The 13,880-nt window shown below is 62.2% G+C and carries 12 protein-coding genes; all 12 read right to left on the reverse strand.

The features are described 5' to 3' along the window. Positions 1 to 43: 43 nt before the first annotated feature. The 12 genes from KGA89_RS08415 to KGA89_RS08470 all read right to left on the reverse strand — a co-directional run bounded on the left by KGA89_RS08415 (position 44) and on the right by KGA89_RS08470 (position 13,869). Positions 44 to 958: a LysR family transcriptional regulator gene (locus KGA89_RS08415; RefSeq protein ID WP_046062819.1), complete on the reverse strand. Its 915-nt coding sequence runs from the start codon at positions 956 to 958 to the stop codon at positions 44 to 46. Next, a complete protein-coding gene (locus KGA89_RS08420; RefSeq protein WP_223471241.1) occupies positions 955 to 1,740 on the reverse strand; it encodes a cyclase family protein in 786 nt (261 codons plus the stop codon). Before KGA89_RS08420 ends, KGA89_RS08415 begins: the two co-directional genes overlap by 4 nt. After that, positions 1,727 to 2,734 carry an NAD-dependent epimerase/dehydratase family protein gene (locus tag KGA89_RS08425; RefSeq protein WP_223471243.1) on the reverse strand — a complete coding sequence of 336 codons (1,008 nt, stop codon included), beginning with the start codon at positions 2,732 to 2,734 and terminating at the stop codon, positions 1,727 to 1,729. Before KGA89_RS08425 ends, KGA89_RS08420 begins: the two co-directional genes overlap by 14 nt. Further along, entirely contained in the window at positions 2,725 to 3,717 is a 993-nt protein-coding gene (locus KGA89_RS08430; RefSeq protein WP_003200383.1) for a fumarylacetoacetate hydrolase family protein, read from the reverse strand. The genes KGA89_RS08425 and KGA89_RS08430 overlap by 10 nt, the downstream gene beginning before the upstream one ends. Next, entirely contained in the window at positions 3,714 to 4,286 is a 573-nt protein-coding gene (locus KGA89_RS08435; RefSeq protein ID WP_003200380.1) for a cupin domain-containing protein, read from the reverse strand. Before KGA89_RS08435 ends, KGA89_RS08430 begins: the two co-directional genes overlap by 4 nt. Positions 4,287 to 4,349: 63 nt before the next feature. Further along, positions 4,350 to 5,303, reverse strand: a complete 954-nt coding sequence (locus KGA89_RS08440; RefSeq protein ID WP_003200378.1) for a PDR/VanB family oxidoreductase — start codon at positions 5,301 to 5,303, stop codon at positions 4,350 to 4,352. Then, positions 5,303 to 6,346 (reverse strand): aromatic ring-hydroxylating dioxygenase subunit alpha, encoded by a 1,044-nt coding sequence (locus tag KGA89_RS08445; protein WP_223471244.1) that lies wholly within the window; start codon positions 6,344 to 6,346, stop codon positions 5,303 to 5,305. The genes KGA89_RS08440 and KGA89_RS08445 overlap by 1 nt, the downstream gene beginning before the upstream one ends. Continuing rightward, on the reverse strand, positions 6,343 to 7,416 hold the full coding sequence (locus KGA89_RS08450; RefSeq protein ID WP_028236599.1) for an aromatic ring-hydroxylating dioxygenase subunit alpha: 1,074 nt from the start codon (positions 7,414 to 7,416) through the stop codon (positions 6,343 to 6,345). The genes KGA89_RS08445 and KGA89_RS08450 overlap by 4 nt, the downstream gene beginning before the upstream one ends. Positions 7,417 to 7,464: 48 nt before the next feature. After that, the gene (locus KGA89_RS08455) at positions 7,465 to 8,667 is read right to left on the reverse strand and encodes an MFS transporter (protein WP_223471246.1); all 1,203 of its coding nucleotides are present in this window, start codon (positions 8,665 to 8,667) and stop codon (positions 7,465 to 7,467) included. Positions 8,668 to 8,793: 126 nt separating this feature from the next. Further along, positions 8,794 to 11,325, reverse strand: a complete 2,532-nt coding sequence (locus KGA89_RS08460) for an efflux RND transporter permease subunit (RefSeq protein ID WP_223471248.1) — start codon at positions 11,323 to 11,325, stop codon at positions 8,794 to 8,796. A 4-nt stretch (positions 11,326 to 11,329) separates the two neighbouring features. Further along, on the reverse strand, positions 11,330 to 12,433 hold the full coding sequence (locus KGA89_RS08465; RefSeq protein ID WP_223471250.1) for a WD40/YVTN/BNR-like repeat-containing protein: 1,104 nt from the start codon (positions 12,431 to 12,433) through the stop codon (positions 11,330 to 11,332). 71 nt (positions 12,434 to 12,504) lie between these two features. Beyond that, positions 12,505 to 13,869, reverse strand: coding sequence for a DUF1329 domain-containing protein (locus tag KGA89_RS08470; protein ID WP_223471251.1), 1,365 nt, complete (start codon positions 13,867 to 13,869; stop codon positions 12,505 to 12,507). Positions 13,870 to 13,880 lie beyond the last annotated feature (11 nt).

Raw genomic sequence — 13,880 nt, forward strand, 5'->3', positions numbered from 1 at the left:
CGCACCCCACCGGATACTGCTTGGGATCGAAAGCAGCTATCGCTCAAATCGATGGCATGGACAGATTGCAAATCAGCCGTCGCACTTCCCGGGAAGCACGGGTCAAGGGGCGACGGGGCGACTCGACCAGCACGACAAAGCGCTCCAGCACGGGCTCGATAATGCGCGATGAAATCAGTCGTTGATCCAGCGAGCCCGGCAGCACAGAGGCAATCGCATAACCTCCGCCAGCCGCGACGACTTCGTACTGGAGCTGGACGGAGTCGGCTTCCACGGCAACACACAACTCCACACACTGTTCGGCGGCCAGATGATCGAGCCTGGCCCTTAACAGATGGGGACGCCCCGGGACTACCAGTGGCAATCCCGATAGCCGCTTTAACGCAATGTCTCGCTCGGCAAGGAGCGGATCACTGGCTGGCCCTATCAAATGCAGCGCCAGCCTGGCCAGTAGATACGCCTCGCCGATGCTGGCTTCGTTCTCGCGCAGAACCAGCGCCATATCCAGACGACCATCCTGCAACTGCTCTTCGAGTTGCGCACTCGCGCCCTCGATCAGGTGCAATCTCACACCCGGCATCTGTGCTTGTACCGCCGCGAAAAGCGTACCGGCAAACCGCCGGACCGCCGAAGGCAGCATCCCTACGACCACCTCCCCCACCGGCTTTCCACGCCGGGTACGAATGTCATCGGCCAGGCCTTCGGCGTCCGCGATAAGACTCGATACGCAAGGCAGCAACTGCTCCCCAAACTCAGTCAGGAGCACTCCACGGCCAGTACGATGAAACAGCCGCTCGCCACATTGCGATTCGAGCTGAGCAATGTTTCGACTGACCATGGACTGCGGCATATCCAGTAAAACAGCCGCTTTACTGAGACTTCCAGCTGCCGCGACCCGCACAAACAATGTCCATCGAGGATCGACAATCGTCAAAGCAGCGTCCGCAGTCACGCTCATTCCTCGAAAATCGCTACGGCACGGACGAAACCAGCCGAAGCGTGCCTGATCTTGTAGGGGAAACAGGACACCTGGAAACCATGGGCCGGCAGGCATTCCAGGTTGGCCAGTTTCTCCATCTGGCCGTAGCCGATGTCACGTCCGGCCTTGTGCCCTTCCCAGATGATCGAAGCATCGCCCGTGGCCGCGAAACGTTCGCGCGTGTACTTGAACGGCGCATCCCAGCTCCAGGCATCGGTGCCGACCACCCGCACGCCGCGCTCGAGCAGATACAACGTGGCCTCGCGGCCGATGCCAACCCCGGCATCCAGATACCCAGGCTGGCCAAACAGCGCCCCGGCGCGGGTGTTGACCAGGACAATGTCCAACGGCTGGAGGACGTGTTCGATGCGCGCCAGCTCAGCCCGCACCTCGGCGGCGCTGACCACATGGCCATCCGGCAAATGACGAAAGTCCAGCTTCACACCCGGCTGCAGGCACCAGTCCAGCGGCAGTTCGTCGATGCCGAAAGCCGGCTTGCCACCGTCCGTGGTCGAGGCGTAGTGCCAAGGGGCGTCCATGTGCGTACCACTGTGCGTCGTGATCTGCAGGCGCTCGGCCGCCCAGGACTCGTCGCCGGGCAGTTGCGCCTTGGACAGGCCGGGAAACATCGCGGCCATCTCCGGCCAGCCTTGCTGATGGTCCATGTAGTCGATTTTCGGCAGCAACGGCGGTGGATCGGTGTAAGGGTTGTTGTCCAGGGTGACGGACAGGTCCACGAGGCGGCGTCTAGTTGATTGCATTTTCGCTCACTCCAAGCGCCACCCGCCCACGCGCACGACGCGTCGGGGTAGCCGTGTTCAAACTGTTACGTATCAAGGCGGCTGCCGAGCCGTCATGGCGAAAGCCAAGGGCGCGGGCCAGAGGGGTTTTCATCGCCGGAAAATTGCCGAACAACGCTTGCAGCCCGGCATCCGGTGCGAAGCTGATCAATGCGCGGCGTTCCTGGCCATAGGCCGCGGCCAAGGCATCGATGACCTGGGCAATGGACAGGTGCAACAGCGGCAGTTGCCAAACGCGTGACTCACCGAGCTCGGCAGCCGGCAGTTCGGCGGCCCGTAGCAGGTTATCCACGCAACACCGCACGGACATCCACCATGCCTGCGCCAGCGGTGAGACCGGGCAGCAATATGGCTGGCCTTGCGCGAAGGCGTGCAGCAGGTCGCTCATGAACGCCGAGCGCAGTCCATTGGGTTCACGTGGACGCGCGACAATGCCGGGCAGGCGCACGGCACGACCGTCCACCTCGCCTCGTCGGGCAAGGTCGTTGAGCGCCATTTCCACCATCACCTTGTGCGCGCCGTAACTCAACTGCGGGCTCGGCACCGCACGCTCATCCATGCGGGCCGGCAGGTCGCCGCCGTACACCGCCACGCTGCTGGCATACACCAGCACCGGCCGGCCCGGCTGTTCGCGCAACTGGTCAAGCAATTCCAGGCTTGCCAACAGGTTGACCTGATAGCCCAGCGAATAGTGCTGCTCGGCCGCGCCACCCGGGACGCTGACCAAGTGAAAAACCACATCAACGCCATCGGCCAACGCGCGGCGCAATAACGCGGCGTCGGTCACACTGCCGCAATGCCGGCGCAGGCGCTTATCGTCTGCAAAGCCCACCAGCTCTTTATCCAGCAGGATCAACGTACTGATCGTCCGGCCTAGTAACTCATTGGTTTCGAGCAATCGTTTCACCAGCGCCCGGCCTACAAAACCATTGGCCCCGGTAATCATCACGCGCATGGGAGGCCTCCACACACGACACACTGGTCTATCGCCCCGAACACCGATTGCCCTTGCTGGTCGAAGACTTCCATGTGCACGCGATCACCGAAGCGCATGAAAGGTGTCTGTGGCGCGCCTCGCTCGATCATCTCGACGGCACGACGTTCGGCGATGCAGGCAGCGCCAACCGTGGGGTCGGCATTGGAGACGGTGCCGGAGCCGATCAGGCAGCCCGCCCTGAGGCGCCGGGTCAGCGCCGCATGGGCAATCAACTGATGAAAACCGAAATGCATGGCGCCGCCATGGGCATGGCCAAACCACTTGCCATTCCATTCAACCTTCAGCGGCAAGTGCACACGCCCATCGCGCCAGGCCTCGCCCAACTCGTCGGGGGTGACCGCCACCGGGGCAAAGCTGGATGAGGACTTGGCTTGGATAAAACCGAAGCCAGTCTTCATTTCACGGGGGGCGAGCGCACGCAGGCTGATATCGTTGACTTGCAGAATGAGTCGAATATGACTGGCGGCCTGTTCTGCCGAGCAGCCCATGGGCACGTCATCGACCAACACCGCGTACTCGCCTTCAAAGTCGATGCCGTGGGCCTCACTCGGTAGAACGATGTCGTCGTGGGGGCCCAGGAAATCATCGCCGCAACCCTGGTACATCAGCGGGGTGTGTTCAACGCCTTCGATCGGATCAAGCGCAAACGCCTTCTGCATCCGCTCGCCATGACTGAGGAAAGACGAGGCGTCCAGCCACTGCCAGGCACGCGGCAAGGGGGCGGCGGCTTGCTGCGGATCAAAGGCGAAGGCACCGGTCAGCGTGCCTTCATTCAAGGCTTCATACCGCGCGCGCAAATCGGTTACGACGCTCGGCCATTGCTCAATGGCATCCTGCAGCGTCGCGGCAATATCGCTGGCATCCACCGCCCAGGCCAGGTCGCGAGACACCACCAGCAGGCAACCGTCACGGCTGTGATTCTTGAGAGTACTGAGCTTCATGCCGGTTCTCCTTGCAGCTCGGGGGCGAAGCGGCCATCGAGCAGCACGAAGAGCATGCGGGCCATCTGCTCGGTGCGATTGCTCCAGGCGTGGTTGGTGCCGCGCTGCACGACGATGTCACCGCGTTTGAGATGCACCTCCTCGCCATCGAGCACCAGCCAGACTTCACCCTCGGTGACCACGCCGTAATCGAGGGTTTCGGTGCGGTGCATCAGCTTGTGCTTTGAATCCGCCTGCCCCGTGCCGGCATGGGCCTGGCCAATTTCGGCGAAGGCCGCCGCGGCCTCCTCGGCGCTGATTTGGTTCTGCATGCTGTCAGGCGGGATATCCACCACGCGGATGACACTGCCCAGGGGTGCCGGACTCAATTGAAGCGGCTTGCGGGTGGGGTCGTCGCCGTTATCCAGCACGGCCGGGCTGGCGCCACTGCTCCAGATCTCATGGAAGACCGTGCCGGGTACGGCCTTGAGCGCGAAGCTGTTGGGCGTCGGGCCGCTGAGCGCGACCACCGCCTGGCCCTGGGCATCGTGCCCGGTGACCACGCGTTTGAAACCAGGAAGTTGTTGCATGTTCGACTCCTCAATCAATTGGCGAAGCACAGCAGCAGATAAAAATGGATTCATGGAAAAACCTTAAAGATCGAGCACCAGCCGCGCGCTCCTGGCACGCGAGCAACACGGCGTGAACTGGTCGTTGCGGGCTCGCTCGGCATCGGTCAAGAACATGTCGCGATGGTCCGGCTCACCTTCCAGCACGCGCGTGAGGCAGGTGCCACAGATGCCCTGCTCGCAGGACAACGGAATATCGATACCCGCCTCCTGCAGCACCTGGGCAACGCTGAGCGCGGCCGGCACCTGGAAACACTGTCCGGTGCTGGCCAGTTGCACCTCGAAGCCGTCCGCCTCACCCATCGGAGCAGCGGCAGCGCTGAAGTACTCACGGTGCAATTGCGCCTCGGCCCAGCCCTGCGCGCGCGCCGTGCCAAGCACGTGCTCCATGAAACCGTTAGGGCCACAGACATACAGGTGACGGTCACTCGCCGGCGCGGACAAGACCCGAACGCTGTCCAGACGCTGGGCATCCTCACCATCGTCCACATGAACGTGCACGCAATTGGCAAACGCCGAATGGCGGATGTACTCGATAAAGGCCATGCGCCCGGCCGAGCGACCGCAGTAGTGCAGCTCGAAAGGCGCGCCGATCCGCGCCAGGCGCTCGGCCATGCAGAGGATCGGCGTGATGCCGATACCGCCCGCGAACAGCACGCTGTGCCCCGCGCCATGCTCAAGCGGGAACAGGTTGCGTGGCTCGCTGATGCGCAGGCGACTACCTTCATGCACCTGCTCGTGCATGACCTGTGAACCGCCGCGAGACGCTGGGTCGAGCAACACCCCCAGCAGGTAGCGGTGGCGTTCTTCCGGGTGATTGCACAGCGAGTACTGGCGCACCAGGCCATTGGGCAGATACACGTCGATATGCGAGCCGGCGCTGAAGGCAGGCAACATGGAATCGTCGACCGGGGCCAGTTCGAAACTGTAGATGCCTTCGGCTTCGCGACGCTTGCGGGTGACGATGACTTCAATCATCACTTGGCACCCGCAGGCTGCTCGGCAGCAATCATCCGATCGAGTACACGCCGCGCGCGGATGGCGCCTGCATCACCGATCAGCAGGACCGGTTTCAAGTCCCAGAACGAAGCATCGCCCATCATGCGTTGCTGAGCCTCGAGCATTGGCAAGTCTTCATCGGTAAAGGGCCGGTTGATCGCGGCCGCTTGTTCGTCAGCGAATCGCTCGGCGAATTCGCCCATTGCCTTGGGAAAACAGACTGAGAACCAATAGTGAGTCGTGGTCTCGGTCTCCGGGGTGAAGAGGTGCGGAATCGGTGTGGAAACGCCCTTATCCCTGGGGAGACCGGTCGCCACTGCACCGGAAAACAGCAACATGTTCGCAGGCGCATCCCAACGCACATCGATCCAACGGTCCACCGGCGTACCCTGGGGAATGTTCCAGGCGGTGTAGAGGAACTCTGGCATGATTTCCGCAACCGTCTGGCGGTTGGACCAAACGGTGTTGCCCTCCTCTTGCACGCTAGTCAATGCACCCTTGACGCCATCGCCACCCAACGTAGACGGATGCAGGAACTCGATATGACTCAGGTCCATGATGTTGTCGGTTTCCAGCACATAGTTGGCTCTCGCGTGCAGGTAGCGTTTGCCGACATACCAATGGTCTTCATCCATGCAATTGAAATCCGGAATCAGCGTCGCATCGGCCAAGTGTGGATCACCCATCCAGATCCACAGCAGGCTGTAGCGTTCAACCAGCGGGTAGGCCTTGACCTTTGCCGCCTTGGGAATTGCACCATCTCCGTGGGGGTTATGCACACAGGCGCCACTGCCATCGAATTCCAGGCCGTGGTACGGACAACGCACCGCATCGCCTTTGAGGATTCCCATGCCCAGGGGCGCGAAACGGTGGGGGCAGCGATCGGCAATGGCTTGGGCGTTACCTTGGGTGTCGCGAAAAAACACCACGGGCTCATTGAGCAGGGTCCGTTGGAACAGCTCCCCGGCCTTGACCTCGGTGCCCCAGGCGGCTGCGTACCAGACGTTGCGGAGAAAGCTCATCGCGATTCCTCTTTTTCAAAGCTTGACGACGGGCTGGCGTGCGTCGTCGCGCGCTCGGCTTCAATCAATCGACGTAGCACCCGTCGACAGCGCACGGCCCCGGCATCGACTGGCAGCAACACAGGGTTAAGACCCAGCAGGTCGACCTCGCCAATCTGGCGCTGCTGGGCCTCGACCATGGGTTTGTCTTCACCGGCAAAAATACCGATCAACATGTCCTGGACGAAGGCATTCAACTGCGCATTGTCCTGCTCGAAACTGCGCGTGTTGGCAAAGAAGTAATGGGTGTTGGTCGCGTCCTGCGGCGTCATCAGATGCAGGTTCCATGTCACGGGCCCCTCTTCCCTGGGACGCCCTGGAGGCGTGGCGCCACTGCCGAGCAGCATCAGGCCAGGTGCGTGCCAGATGACTTCAGCCCAGACGTCTGCCCGGGTCGGGTCTTCAAGGTGAGCGCTGAAAGCCGGTGGCGGCACATCGTCCGGCGCCCACCAACTGATGCGTACGCGATCGTTGGGCAACTCCTCGATGGTGGCGCGGGTGCGTGACAACGCCCCGCCACCGAGCGTATCGGGGTGCAGGAAATCAACGTGACTCAGGTCCATGATGTTGTCGGACAGCAGTTCGTAGTGCGCGCGCGTAGGCAGATACCCATGCCCCTTGGCGTGGGTTGGCGCCTGGTCGAGGAAGGAAAAATCAGGAATCAGCGCATCGTTGGCCAGGCTCGAATCGCCAGGCCAGACCCAGATCGCGCCATGGCGCTCGGCGACCGCGAACGCACGAACACAGGCAGCCTTGGGGATACCCCCATCGCCATGGGGATTGTGCGTGCATTGGCCGCTGCCATCGAAACGCAGACCGTGGTACGGGCACTGGACGCTGTCGCCGACAATCTTGCCCATGTGCAGCGGGGCAAAACGGTGCGGGCAACGATCGGCGAGCGCCTGGATCACACCCTGGCTATTGCGAAAGAACACGATGGGTTGCTCGACGATGGTTCTGCCCAGCATGCCACCTTGCGCCAGCTCGTCTGCCCATCCAGCGATGTACCAGGTGTTGAGCAAATAACTCATGATGTTCTCCTCGTTGTTCTTATTTTGATGAAACGTCGAATGGGCAGGTCAGTGCTCAGGGTCTGCAGCAACCGCAGTGGGAAAAGCAGCCCCGCTGCCCCGCAACCGAAGACAGGCCAGGGCTACCACCAGTTGAACGCCCGCGACGATGCCCAATGCGGCTGGCAAGGCGCCGATTACCCCGCCGGTGATCGCCAGCACCACCAGCGGGCTGGCGAACTCACCGGCGAAGAACATCGCCGTGAAGCCGCCGGCCGCGCGGCCGCGCTGCTGGAAGTCGACCTGGCTCATGATCCAGGTGAGCAGGGTCGGCATCATCAGGCCGATGCCCAGGCCGTTGATCAGGACGGCGATCACCACCAGCCCGTGACTGTCGGCTACCGCCAGCAGCCCGCCACCAATCCCGGCCGCGACGAAAGCCAGGAGCATCTGCCGGTGTGCAGGGACACCACGCAACAGACGGAAACTCAGGGCGCCGACCAGCACGCCGAATTGACTGGCGCCCATGGTCATGCCGATCTGCTGAGACCCTACGACGTGCAACAGGTTGAGCAGATAACCGACTTGTACCGGCACGATGAACAGGCTCAAGCCCGCCAGGAAAGACAAGCCATACAACGGTGCCAAGGTGCGCCAGGGAAATGCCCTGCTCATCGGTTTCTTCTCGATGGCCGCATGCCCACGCGGTTCCCAGAGCAACCAGGCCATCAGCGGCAGGAACACCAGCCCCAACCCATACAGGGCAAACGGGGTGCGCCAGCCGTGCTCGCCGAGCACGCCACCGACGGCAATGAAAATCGCCGCCGACAACGACGTCGCGACCATTTGCAGGGCAAACATGCGTTCACGCCGCGCGCCGCTGTAGTAGTCACCCATCATCGTGGTGCAGCAGGTCATGATCGCCGCCTCGGCCACCCCGATGCCGGCGCGGCTGATCACAATGACCTCTAGCGACTCCAGCCATAGCGGCAGCACGCCACAGACGGTATAGAGAAACATCGCACCGATCAGCAACGGCTTGCGCCCGAGCCGATCGGCGATGATCCCGGCCACGGGTGCCAACAGCGCAATCATCAACGCCGGCAGCGTCAGGGCGATGGGCACCAGCACCGCCACACCCGGCGTTTCGGCGAAGTGCTCCTGCATGCGCGGCAGGATGGGGGCCAGCAGAACCGCACCGAGCACCGGCAGGCAACTGCCAAGCAACAGCAACAAGGATTGCGGCAGCCGCGCCTGGCGTTCAATGTTCATCGCGCACCTCCAGTGGTTGAGTCGCGCAGAACGCCATGCCGAAGGCGCTCAGGCCGGCTATGAAATCAAGCCATAGGGACTGCTGGGACAAATAGACACGAGGCATGGTTACTTCCTTTCTTGTTGTTATGACGCGACCGGATTAGCGGCCGTTGTTGTCGTTTGATCGTGCTTCGAAGTCAGGCGCAGCGAATGCTTCACGCAGGTCCCCTCCTCGGCTACGGCCGGCATCAGCGGCAGGCTCGTCGGGGGGTTGGGTCTGGCTTCGGCCTGCCCCGTGCTGACACGTTTGCTCGGCAACAGGAAGTGCGCCAGGGCCGGCAACAGGACCAGAGCACCGACCATGTTCCAGACGAACATGAAGGCCAGCAGCACGCCCATGTCGGCCTGGAACTTGATCGGCGAAAACATCCAGGTGGCCACGCCGATCGCCAGGGTCACACCGGTCAGCATCACCACCTTGCCGGTGGACAGCAGCGCCCGGTAATACGCCTCCGACAAGCTGGTGCCCTGACGCATATGGCCGAGCAGGATGCTCATCACATACAGCGCGTAGTCGACGCCGATGCCCACGCCGAGGGCGATCACCGGCAGGGTCGCGACCTTGACGCCGATATTCAGCCAGACCATCAGCGCTTCACAGAGGATCGAGGTGAGCATCAGCGGAATCACCGCGCAAATCGTGGCGCGCCAGGAACGGAAGGTGATCAGGCAGAGCAGGATTACGGCGCCATAGACCCAGAACAGCATTTCGCGGTTGGCCTGTTTGACGACGATGTTGGTCGCCGCCTCGATCCCGGCATTGCCAGCGGCCAGTAGGAACTGGACTTCATCGGTGTTGTTCGTGGCGGCGAATTGTTCGACGTGATCCACCAAGCGGGTCAGGGTTTGCGCCTTGTGGTCGGAGAGGTAGACGTACAGCGTCAGCAGGCTGCAGTCTTCGTTGTACAACCCGCGCGGTGCTCCGGCGGTGACCATGTTGAGCATCGCCTGGTTGTTCTGCAGCTCATACCATTTCGGGCTGCCTTCGCTGAGGCCCACCAGCATGCGGCGGTTAAGCAACGCCAGGGAATTGGTCGAATCCACTCCTGGCAAGGTGCGCAACTGCCAGTCGAGGGCATCGACCTTGTTCAGGATGTCATAACGCGAACAGGCGCTGGCGGGGGTCTTGATCATGACCGCGAACAGGTCGCTGCTGGCGCCGTAATGCCGGGTCAGGAATGCATCATCCTGGTTGTAGCGAGAGTCGGCCCGCAGCTCCGGCGCGCCCGCATCCAGGTCACCGACTTTCAATTGCAGGCTGACGATGAAACCGAGCGTCGCCAACGCCAGGCTCAGGGCAATGCACAACGCCGCCCACCGGCGCTGGGTGAACAGGTCGAGGAAGCGCCAGAACCCGTGGCGATGCTGGCCCGCTTGTTCGGCGTGCTCGCTTTTCAGGCTCAGTTGCGCCGCGCGGCCGCTGACCCCAAGATAGGAAAGCAATATCGGCAGCAGGATCAAGTTGGTGAAGATCAACACCGCCACACCAATGCTGGCGATCATCGCCAGGTCCTGGATCACCTGGATCTTGATGATCATCAGCACCGCGAAACCGACCGCATCACACAGCAGTGCGGTAAGACCGGCAAGGAACAGGCGGCGGAAGGTAAAGCGTGCGGCGACGACCCGGTGCATGCCCCGCCCGATGTCCTGCATGATGCCGTTCATCTTCTGCGCCCCATGGCTCATGCCAATGGCAAACACCAGGAACGGTACCAGCACCGAGTAGGGATCCAGTTGATAGTTCAGCAGCGGCAGCAGACCGAGCTGCCAGACCACCGCCACCAATGAGCAGAACACCACCAACAGGGTGCTGCGAATGCAGCGGGTGTACCAATAAAGCACCACGGTGGTGATCAGGATCGCCACGGCGAAGAAGATCAGGATCTGCCGCAGGCCAGCAATCAGGTCACCGACTTTCTTGGCGAAACCGGTGATACGGATGTCGATGTTGTCGCTCTGATATTGGTTGCGCAACGACTCCAGTTGTTGCGATAGCTGGGTGTAGTCCAACGGTCGGCCATCGGGGGTTCGCTGCAGCAGCGGTACCTGGATGATGCTCGAAGCCTGGTCAAACGCTACCAACTGACCGATTTCGTTGGACAGCTGCACATTGCGCCGCAATGCCGCAAGGCTCGCAACGCCGCCATCGTAGTTATCCGGAATAACCGGCCCACCCTCCAGGCCCGCTTCGGTCACCGCGACCCAGCGTGTGGCGGGCGTCCAGAGCGACTTCATGTAGGCGCGATCGACACCGGGCAGCAGGTAGATCTTGTCGCTCAATGCCTGCAAGGTCTTGAGGTAGTCAGCGTCATAGATCTCGCCCCGCTTGTTCACCACGGCGACGCGCAAGGCATTACCCAGCCCGCTCAACTCCTGTTGGTGCTCAAGGTAGTTGGCAATATAGGGATGATGGGTGGGAATCATTTTTTCGAAACTGGCATTGAGCTCGACACGGCTGGACTGCCAACCCAGCACCAGCGTGGTCGCAAGGCACAGCAGCAACACCCACAGACGATGGTTGAACAATGCTCGTTCGAGCACCGAGCCGGAACGCGGATCAAAGTCGTCGAACGCATTCGTAGGGGACTGGAAAAACTTACCAGGGGACGTCATAACCTCACTCCGAAGCGGCAGTGGCTGGCTGCGCGAGACGCTGCAGCCCGGTGAAACCGGCAACGATCAGGCTGCCATCGGCGGCCTCGATCACACTTGAAACAGGCTTGCCCAAGGGTTTGCCCAGTGGCAGCAGCGCCGCTCCGGTCTGCTCGCTGTTGCGAAACAGCATGCCGCCCTGGTTGACCAGCAGCAGTTGGCCGTCGGCCAAACGGGTGGCGTCGTTGAAGGAGATGGGTACGGGAACTGACAGGCGCTGGAAACTTGCACCAGCGTCCTGGGAGACAAAGGCATTGCCCTTGAGGCCGGCAACCACCAGCGCGCCATCGGCACGATTCTGCAGGGCGAAGAAACTGCCTTCGTAAGGGCTATCCAACTGGCTGAACGACATCGCGTCGTCGTCCGAGCGCGCCAGGTAGCCCTGCTCGCCCGCCAGGAACCAACGCGGTCCCTGAACACTGATGGCGTACAAGTGCAAGCCGTTCGGGTTGGCGATGCGCCCCATCAATGACTGCCAGGTCGCACCGCCATCGGTGGTCTGCAGCGCCAAGCCGTAGGCCCCAACAACCACCCCTCGATGTGCATCGATGAACTGGAGCGCCAGGAAGGGTTTGTCCGCCCCATCGGCAACAAGACGCTCGGCATTTTGTACCCGTGCCAGGGCGTCGTCCGGGTTGGCTGCCGTGGCCTGCTCAGCCTTGGCGGTATCCAGTTCGAGCCGTGCCACGCGCACGCCGTCGAGCTGCAGCGTCCAGTGCTCGCCGCCATCATGCGTCGTCAGCACCACGCCTGCGTGGCCGACCGCCCAGCCCTGTTGCGCATCGACAAACTGCACCGCCGTCAGGCTGACCGACACCGGCACCGAAGCCTGGCGCCAGCTTTGCCCGTTGTCGTCGGAGAGTAGCACCAGGCCGCGCTCGCCCACCGCAACGAGACGTGTACCGGCACGCGCCAGGCCAATCAACACGCCGTTCTGCGCAGCCGATACCTGCATGGCAGGGGTATTCAGCGGCACGTCCACGACAGCCGTGCCGGCCAGGCACTCACTCGTGGCGAAGGGCAAATGCAGGGCCAGGAGCAACGCGCTCGCCTGACTGATTCTGTTCATAACCTACCTCGGACAAACACTCGTATCCCAAGGGCAGCCCGACAGGCCTGCCCCTCACTCTCGGCTCAGGTCTAACGCACGCCGCGCCCAGCCATCGCCGCCGGCGAGAACTCCGAGGCCTTGTAGCGATCAACCGCGCGATACTGATCCGGCAACCCCGCATAGAGGTTCTGGATAAACCACGCACCAGAGGTCAGGTCGTAGAAACCGGAAGACAGTTGCACCAGGCCTGGCAGGTCGGGCAGCACGGAAGGCAGCGACCAGAGGGTCTTGGCCAGTTGACCGCTGGCGTCCCAACGATCGCCGAGCAGGGCTTGCCAAGTGTCCTCGTCGAGGTAGTAACGGCCCTTGGGCAACTGATGGCGCTTGCCGGCGGCCACCGTCGACTCGACCACCCAGACGCGGTGCAACTCCCAGCGCACGTAATCGGGGTTCAGATGGTGCTTGCCCAGAAGGTCCTGCGGCTGGGCAGCGTTCTGCACCTTGTTGGCGTTGTAGGGGACATAGATCTCCTGCTTGCCAACCAGCTTCCAGTCGAAGCGGTCCGTGCGCCCGCCCCACACGCTCAGCTCATCGAAGGACATGACCCCGGCGGTGGAAGGCGTCGGCGTATCACAGCAAGCGTTGGGCAGCGTGCGCACCCGGCGCTGGCCGCTCAGGTAGACATGAGCCTGGGATTTGTCGCCGTTGATGTTTTCACGCCCAAGGATCTGCTCGCCGGCACGAATCGCCGGGCCAAGATTGACGAAGTGCACCAGCCAGTAGTCGCCCGAGTAATTTTCAGGGCCGCCCTCCTGGAAGTAGTAGGGCATTTCCTGGGTCAACAGGCCGTCGCTGGTCATCACCTGGTTGCCGTCGGCAGTCATCAGATAGTGGCGGAAATGCCCCGCCACCGAGGTCCCGCGCCAGTTCAGCAAATGGTTCCAGATCGCTTCGGTGCCGTTCTGTGGAATCGGAAACGGGATCCCGCCGTAGGCACCGTCGGGGATCAGGCCGGCGCTGCTGTCGACCAGTTTGGCGCGGGTGGCATTCTTGAATGTGTTGTCATAGACCCACTGTGGCGCGGCCGCCGTGCGCCGGGTCGGATAGACATCGATGCGATAGGTGTCGGGGAAGCGCTTGAATAACTCCTTCGTGCCGTCGCTGAGCTTGTCGGCGTACTTGGCCAGGTTCTGCGCAGTAATGCTGTACAAGGGTTTGTCCGCGGCAAACGGATCGCTGCGCTTGCCGCCCGGCACATAGGCAGGATCGACCTTGGTGTAGCCGCCATCCCAAGCCGGAATACTGCCATCGGCATTGCCGGCTTTCTCGGCACCGAAGGGCGTCAGGGTCTTGCCCAGCGCGGCCGCTTGTTCGGCGCTGGCAGCCAGGGTCATCGGTGCGACGGCGGCCAGCAGGGTCAAGCACAAGGCCTTTAGAGTGAACTGAATGGTCATGCGCAAATCCT

This window comes from Pseudomonas sp. A-RE-22, from assembly GCF_019956035.1.
Taxonomy (GTDB): Bacteria; Pseudomonadota; Gammaproteobacteria; order Pseudomonadales; family Pseudomonadaceae; genus Aquipseudomonas; species Aquipseudomonas brassicacearum.

Excerpts from the sequence above, each read along its gene's own strand:
- KGA89_RS08445 (WP_223471244.1), bottom strand. The coding sequence starts at position 6,346 with ATGAGCTTTCTCCGCAACGTCTGGTACGCAGCCGCCTGGGGCACCGAG.
- KGA89_RS08435 (WP_003200380.1), bottom strand. The coding sequence starts at position 4,286 with ATGCAACAACTTCCTGGTTTCAAACGCGTGGTCACCGGGCACGATGCC.
- KGA89_RS08450 (WP_028236599.1), bottom strand. The coding sequence starts at position 7,416 with ATGAGTTATTTGCTCAACACCTGGTACATCGCTGGATGGGCAGACGAG.
- KGA89_RS08425 (WP_223471243.1), bottom strand. The coding sequence starts at position 2,734 with ATGCGCGTGATGATTACCGGGGCCAATGGTTTTGTAGGCCGGGCGCTG.
- KGA89_RS08430 (WP_003200383.1), bottom strand. The coding sequence starts at position 3,717 with ATGAAGCTCAGTACTCTCAAGAATCACAGCCGTGACGGTTGCCTGCTG.
- KGA89_RS08465 (WP_223471250.1), bottom strand. The coding sequence starts at position 12,433 with ATGAACAGAATCAGTCAGGCGAGCGCGTTGCTCCTGGCCCTGCATTTG.
- KGA89_RS08455 (WP_223471246.1), bottom strand. The coding sequence starts at position 8,667 with ATGAACATTGAACGCCAGGCGCGGCTGCCGCAATCCTTGTTGCTGTTG.
- KGA89_RS08415 (WP_046062819.1), bottom strand. The coding sequence starts at position 958 with ATGAGCGTGACTGCGGACGCTGCTTTGACGATTGTCGATCCTCGATGG.
- KGA89_RS08440 (WP_003200378.1), bottom strand. The coding sequence starts at position 5,303 with ATGATTGAAGTCATCGTCACCCGCAAGCGTCGCGAAGCCGAAGGCATC.
- KGA89_RS08470 (WP_223471251.1), bottom strand. The coding sequence starts at position 13,869 with ATGACCATTCAGTTCACTCTAAAGGCCTTGTGCTTGACCCTGCTGGCC.
- KGA89_RS08420 (WP_223471241.1), bottom strand. The coding sequence starts at position 1,740 with ATGCAATCAACTAGACGCCGCCTCGTGGACCTGTCCGTCACCCTGGAC.
- KGA89_RS08460 (WP_223471248.1), bottom strand. The coding sequence starts at position 11,325 with ATGACGTCCCCTGGTAAGTTTTTCCAGTCCCCTACGAATGCGTTCGAC.